This window comes from Polaribacter sp., assembly GCF_024639685.1.
Taxonomy (GTDB): Bacteria; Bacteroidota; Bacteroidia; order Flavobacteriales; family Flavobacteriaceae; genus Polaribacter.
The window spans coordinates 68,785-75,896 of the sequence record NZ_JAHEHX010000022.1 but is presented as its reverse complement, the minus strand read 5'-3'; the positions used below and the strand labels follow the sequence as shown (position 1 = coordinate 75,896).

4 protein-coding genes are annotated in these 7,112 nt (G+C 30.9%); 3 read left to right on the top strand and 1 reads right to left on the bottom strand.

Features of this window, described 5'->3' with window-relative positions; all coding sequences use genetic code 11:
- The 3 genes from Q0L44_RS11485 to gldJ all read left to right on the top strand — a co-directional run.
- The coding region (locus Q0L44_RS11485; RefSeq protein ID WP_296638734.1) for a PKD-like domain-containing protein at positions 1-2,286 on the top strand (2,286 nt) is incomplete at its 5' end.
- Between the two features lie 2 nt (positions 2,287-2,288).
- Positions 2,289-3,263 (top strand): PorP/SprF family type IX secretion system membrane protein, encoded by a 975-nt coding sequence (locus tag Q0L44_RS11480; RefSeq protein WP_296638731.1) that lies wholly within the window; start codon positions 2,289-2,291, stop codon positions 3,261-3,263.
- A gap of 63 nt (positions 3,264-3,326) precedes the next feature.
- Positions 3,327-4,949, top strand: a complete 1,623-nt coding sequence (gene gldJ, locus Q0L44_RS11475; RefSeq protein ID WP_296638730.1) for a gliding motility lipoprotein GldJ — start codon at positions 3,327-3,329, stop codon at positions 4,947-4,949.
- Positions 4,950-5,255: 306 nt separating this feature from the next.
- Here gldJ and glmS read toward each other — a convergent pair whose 3' ends face one another.
- Positions 5,256-7,112: a glutamine--fructose-6-phosphate transaminase (isomerizing) gene (glmS, locus tag Q0L44_RS11470; protein WP_296638728.1), complete on the bottom strand. Its 1,857-nt coding sequence runs from the start codon at positions 7,110-7,112 to the stop codon at positions 5,256-5,258.

The window sequence follows — 7,112 nt, the reverse complement described above, 5'->3', positions numbered from 1 at the left end:
CCTGGCGCTAATAATAGTTCAAATAATGATGTGGTATTATCTGATGGTATATTTATTGATTCTTATATAAATTTATCATCATCAATTATAGATGTTGTGTATACCATAGTGCCGATAAGCGCTAAAGGATGTGAAGGAGATGAGTTTACAGTTACTGTAGAAATTATCCCTGAACCTGTCGTTGCAGATCAAGGCCCAATTGAGGTTTGTAGTGATGAGGCAATTGGAATTACACTAAACCCAAGTACTAGTGTTGCTGTAGCTACCTATAATGTTATTAATATCAATAGTAATGGATTATCTGCAACATCAGGAGTAACAAATACAGAGATAGATGCTGAAATTACATCAGATGATGGTTTAAAAGATGATTCTTATTCTAATAACTCGAATAATCCAGTAGACGTTGTATATACAATTGTACCAGTGAGTGCACAGGACGTTGAAGGAGCTGAATTCACGGTAACAGTGACTGTAAACCCAAAACCAATAGTAGCGAATCAAGCTATTGAAGTGTGTAGTGGTGAAACTATAGGTATTGATTTTAATGAAAGTACGACCATAGCTGTAGATAAGTATTCAATTAAAAATATTGATTTTAATGGATTGACTGCTTCAGAAGGAAACCCAACAACAGGTACTAACCTATCAGCTAATGAAATCGCTGATGATGCATTTGTAAATACTACAAATAACCCTGTTGATGTTACCTATACAATAGTACCAGTTAGTAGTGAAAATTGTGAAGGGGAAGAATTTACAGTAACCGTGACTGTAAACCCACAACCTGTAGTTACTGATCAAATAGAAGATCCTGTAAACAGTGGAGCTCCTATCGAAGTTACTTTAGATGATGCTGCAAATGGTTTACCTATTACAAATTATAGAATTACTAATATTAACAACAATGGTTTAACACCTGGCGCTAATAATAGTTCAAATAATGATGTGGTATTATCTGATGGTATATTTATTGATTCTTATATAAATTTATCATCATCAATTATAGATGTTGTGTATACCATAGTGCCGATAAGCGCTAAAGGATGTGAAGGAGATGAGTTTACAGTTACTGTAGAAATTATCCCTGAACCTGTCGTTGCAGATCAAGGCCCAATTGAGGTTTGTAGTGATGAGGCAATTGGAATTACACTAAACCCAAGTACTAGTGTTGCTGTAGCTACCTATAATGTTATTAATATCAATAGTAATGGATTATCTGCAACATCAGGAGTAACAAATACAGAGATAGATGCTGAAATTACATCAGATGATGGTTTAAAAGATGATTCTTATTCTAATAACTCGAATAATCCAGTAGACGTTGTATATACAATTGTACCAGTGAGTGCACAGGACGTTGAAGGAGCTGAATTCACGGTAACAGTGACTGTAAACCCAAAACCAATAGTAGCGAATCAAGCTATTGAAGTGTGTAGTGGTGAAACTATAGGTATTGATTTTAATGAAAGTACGACCATAGCTGTAGATAAGTATTCAATTAAAAATATTGATTTTAATGGATTGACTGCTTCAGAAGGAAACCCAACAACAGGTACTAACCTATCAGCTAATGAAATCGCTGATGATGCATTTGTAAATACTACAAATAACCCTGTTGATGTTACCTATACAATAGTACCAGTTAGTAGTGAAAATTGTGAAGGGGAAGAATTTACAGTAACCGTGACTGTAAACCCAAAATTAGGAAACCCTGATTTTACAGTAACATCTAATAATTTACCAACATTACTAGCAGTAGATGATATAACTTTATTTAAAAATACGTCTAAAATATTAGTTCAAAACACTGAAATTTACTCTTTAAGTTGGTTCATAGATGGAAAACAAATTTCTACGGAAGATGAATTTGAATATGAATTTAAAAATCTTGGAGTTTACACAATAACTCTTGAAGTTGATTTCTTGTATGTTGATCCTTTAAATAACGATAATAATTATATTTGTACATACTCTTTAACTAAAGATGTAGAAGTCACTGAAACATTTAATATTGTCCTTCCAAATGCGTTTACTCCTAACAATGACGGGATAAATGATACTATTAGACCTATTTTTAAGAATGTACAAAAAATTGAAATGAGTATTTATGACATTTGGGGAGTTCTTATTTATTTTGAAAGTGGAACAACTAGCTTAAAAGGCTGGGATGGATACGTTAAGGGAAAACTTGCTGGAGTTGGGAACTACACCATGATTGTTAAAGGAAAAACATCCTTCGGCAAAAATATATTAAAATCAACATCAATAAGAATAATTAGATAAATATGAGAATTTTAATTTTAATTTTTTTCTTTAACATCATTAATACAAAAGCACAAGATGTTATTTTTTCGCAAAGTTTCTTAGTCCCAGAAACGTTAAGTTCTTCCTTTACTGGAGCAACAGGGTATCCAAAAACAGGGATATTACATAGATCTCAAATGACTAGTTACGGTGTAAGAATAAGATCAAATTATGTATATTATGATACATGGTTTGATAAATATAAATCTGGACTTGGTGTTAGTATTTTAAATCAGCAGGAAACCAACACAAATTACAATTTTAACCAATTAAATTTAAATTATTCTAACTCTTTTAAGCTGAGTAGCAAGTGGTATTTTAGACCAAGTATTTCTGTAGGTTATGGAATGAAAAGTTTTGGGTTCCAAAACTTACTACTAGAAGATCAAATTGATATTACAAACAGTATTATTGATTTGCCTACTGGTGATCCTCTTACTTTTAGAAACAAACTTTCTTTTTTTGATTTTAGTTCCTCTATTTTGTTTAATAATGATTATACTTGGATTGGAGTAACACTCAAACATCTAAATACTCCTAATATTTCTCTTACGTCTAACGAAAACGTTCCTTTAGATATATTCTTATCGGTTCATTTGAAATACAATTTACCTTTACTATTAGGAAAATCTGCCTGGTTTACAAGTCAGAGTGAAATATATTTACTATCAAACTTTATGATGCAAGGCGTAAGTAACCGATTAGATGTTGGAGTACAATATATTTTTGACAATAAATTTTCGTTTGGAATTATTGCCGGTTCAAATCCTTTTAGAAAGTCAAAACAGGCGGCTAGAATTTCAACAATAAATAGTTTTATTGGAGTAAAATGGGAAAATTTTAGATTTGGTTATTCTTATGATTTTAACACTACAAAACTTATAAATAGTGGAGGAGTTCATGAATTTTCTATTGGATATGATTTTAATTTAAATATAAGAGGATTTTTTATGTAAAAAATTAAATTTTAAATTAAAAAATAAAATAATAAAATAATAAAATTGCGTAAACTTTTAACAATGAAAAATATTTTTAAAACATTTATATTTTTATTTACAACGATATTTTTAACTAACTGTTCTAGGGTAAAACCTATAGGTTCTGAATTTACAAGTTTAATTTTTAGTAATTCAAAAAAAGTAGAAAATATTAATAATAAATTTTTTAAAGGAAATAAAACACCTGAAGGTATGGTTCTCGTTGAGGGAGGAACTTTTATGATGGGGCAAGTAAAAGATAATCCAATGTTTGATTGGAATACAAGTCCTAAAAAAATACAGGTAGGTTCTTTTTATATGGATGAAACAGAAGTCACAAACTTAGAATATCTATCTTATGTAAAATATATTAAAAATGTATTTCCACCTTCAGAAGAGAAATATAAGTACATCTACTCATCTGTATTACCAGATACTCTAGCCTGGGGGACTACTTTATCTAATACTGGTGTTTTATCTGATAAATATTTTCGACATCCTGCCTACAGTAATTATCCTGTAGTTGGGGTTAGTTGGTTGCAAGCAAATGAATATTGCAAATGGAGAACTAATATTCTTAATTTAAAAACTTTAATTGATAAAGGTTATATCGAAAATATTTTTGAAATTGATACGATAAGTAATTTTTTTGATACAGATGTTTTTCTTTCAAATGACTCTCTTTTATTCAATGGAAATAAATCAATATATAAAAAAGGAGTTCCTTATAATTTAAGAAAAAGTAGAGATGAAAAGATAGTAAATAGAAAAAGTTTTAAAGGAAGAAAGATAACTCAATCAGATGGGATTTTATTCGAAAAATTCCGACTACCTACTGAAGCTGAATGGGAATTTGCCGCTAAAGGAAACATACGTAAAAAAAATAGAAAAAGTAGAACAAAATATCCTTGGAATAAAAAGTCAAATAAATTAAAAAATAATAATCAATTAGCAAATTTTAAACAAGGAAAAGTAAATACTAGTTTTAGTTCAGATGGTGCATCTATAACAAATAAAGTAAAATCATATAGTCCAAATAATTTTGGATTATATGATATGGATGGGAATGTATCTGAATGGGTAGCAGACGTATATAGACCTATAATAGATACAAACGCGAATGATTTTTATTATTACAGAGGAAATCTATTTAATAAAAAAATGATTGACTCAGTAGGAAATTTAGTGTATACCGCTATAGGAGATAATACTAAACTAGAATATGATACTTTACCCAATGGTAAAATTGTACCTAAACACCTTCCTGGTACAATAAAACTTATTCCTATAACAAAAAATGATGCTATTTACAGAGCAAACTACTCCTTATACAATAACACAAGTATTAATGACGGAGATTTTAAATCTTCAATACATTTTGATAAGAATATGGATAGAAATGGTGCAAAAAAAATGTATAACTCACCAAAACCACCGAAACCTGTATTTGATTCAGTTAATAAAAAAATCAGACTAATTATTGACGATAAAAAGAGAACCACTTTAATTAACGATAAATCCCGTGTTTATAAGGGTGGATCGTGGGTGGATAGAATATATTGGCTTGATCCTGCACAAAGAAGGTATCTCCCAGAATATATGTCAAAAAAATTTATTGGGTTCAGGTGTGTTTTAGACAAATTAGGTCCAATAAATAATAAATAGATATCTTTTTGTTGGAAACAACTTAAAACAAAACTCTTGGATTAATAATATTACAGAATTAGGTACATATTTTAAAACACAAAAAGAATGGTCTCTTGAGTTGAAAGTTAAAGTACTTAAAACAATATTAGAGACTATAGTGGTATCATATAACAATGAAGATTTAACTCATGAATTACATACGAAGTTGAAGATACCACTCGACACTGTGGCAACAAATACGGGTCGTAAAACTCCCCTTATCCGCGCACTAAAACCCTCTAAAAACCCTTTAAATACAAGGAAATCAACTCGGAAACTTATCCACTACTCCACCGTAACAGATTTAGCTAAATTTCTTGGTTGATCTACATTTTTACCTAATAAAACTGCGATATGATAAGAAAGTAACTGCAAAGGGATTGTAGTTAACAAAGGGGTTAAAGCCTCTGCAGTATCTGGTATTTCTATAACATGATCTGCAATTTCTCTTACCTGAACATCTCCTTTAGTTACAACAGCAATAATTTTTCCGGCTCTTGATTTTATTTCTTGAATATTACTTACCACCTTTTCATAATGCCCTTTATTAGTTGCAATAACAAAAATAGGCATGTTTTCGTCTATAAGTGCAATTGGGCCATGCTTCATTTCTGCTGCAGGATAACCCTCTGCATGAATATAAGAGATTTCTTTTAATTTTAAAGCGCCTTCTAGAGCCACTGGGAAATTAAACCCTCTACCTAAGTACAAGCAATTTTTAGCGTCTTTATAAACATCTGCAATTTCTTTAACATGTGCATCTATGTTTAATAATTCCTCAACTTGTCTTGGAATCAATTGCATTTTTTGAATGTAATTATTAAAAGTATGCGAAGCTAAAGAACCGTTTACCTTACCTAATTTTAAAGCAATTAAAGTTAATACAGTAATTTGGGTGGTAAATGCTTTTGTAGAAGCTACTCCTATTTCCGGACCTGCATGGGTATAAGCCCCTGAATGTGTTTCTCTAGCTATTGATGATCCTACTACATTACAAATACCATAAACAAATGCCCCTTTAGATTTAGCTAACTTTATAGCAGCAAGTGTATCTGCAGTTTCTCCAGATTGAGAGATAGCAATTACAATATCTTTATTTGTAATAATTGGATTTCTGTATCTAAATTCAGAAGCATATTCTACTTCTACAGGGATTCTAGCCATATCTTCAAAAAGATACTCACCAACTAAACCTGCGTGCCAAGAAGTACCACAAGCAATAATTATAATTCTATTGGCATCTAGAAATTTATCTATATGATCTTCAATACTAGACATTTTGATTTTACCTTCTAAGGGTAACATTCTACCCCTAAAGGTATCTTTTATAGCTTTTGGCTGCTCGTATATTTCTTTAAGCATAAAATGATCATAGCCTCCTTTTTCAATTTGGTCTAGACTCATTTTTAGTTTTTGTATTGTTGGCTTTACCTCTTTATCATCTTTAATTTTATGAACTTTTACGTTCTTTCCTAATTTGATGATTGCCATTTCTTCGTCTTCTAGATAAATCGCATCTTTTGTATATTCTACAAAAGGAGATGCATCTGAGGCTACGAAAAAGTCTTTATTGTCTTTTCCTACACCAATAGCAATAGGACTTCCTAAACGCGCTACTACTATCTCGTTCGGTCTGTTTTTGTCAAAAACAGAAATAGCGTAAGCCCCTATAACATTGGTTAAAGCAATCTGAACTGCTTTTCCTAACTTACAACCTTCTGTGTTTTTAACTTCTTGAATTAAATTAATTAAAACTTCGGTATCAGTATCGCTCTGAAAAGAGTAACCTCTAGTAATAAGTTCTCTCTTAATTGTATCGTAATTTTCAATAATTCCGTTATGAACAATTACTAAATCTCCAGATTCTGAAGTATGAGGGTGAGAGTTTACATCGTTTGGAACACCATGTGTTGCCCAACGCGTGTGACCCATTCCAATATGACCAATTTTGCGTTCTTCTTCTCTGTTTGTAATTTTCTCTAATTCTGAGACTTTCCCTTTTGTTTTTGATAGCTGTATGTTTTTACCATCAAAAATCATAACTCCAGCACTATCATACCCTCTGTACTCTAATCTTTTTAATCCATTAATAACAATAGGGTATGCCTCTCTATGGCCAATATAAGCTGATATTCCACACAT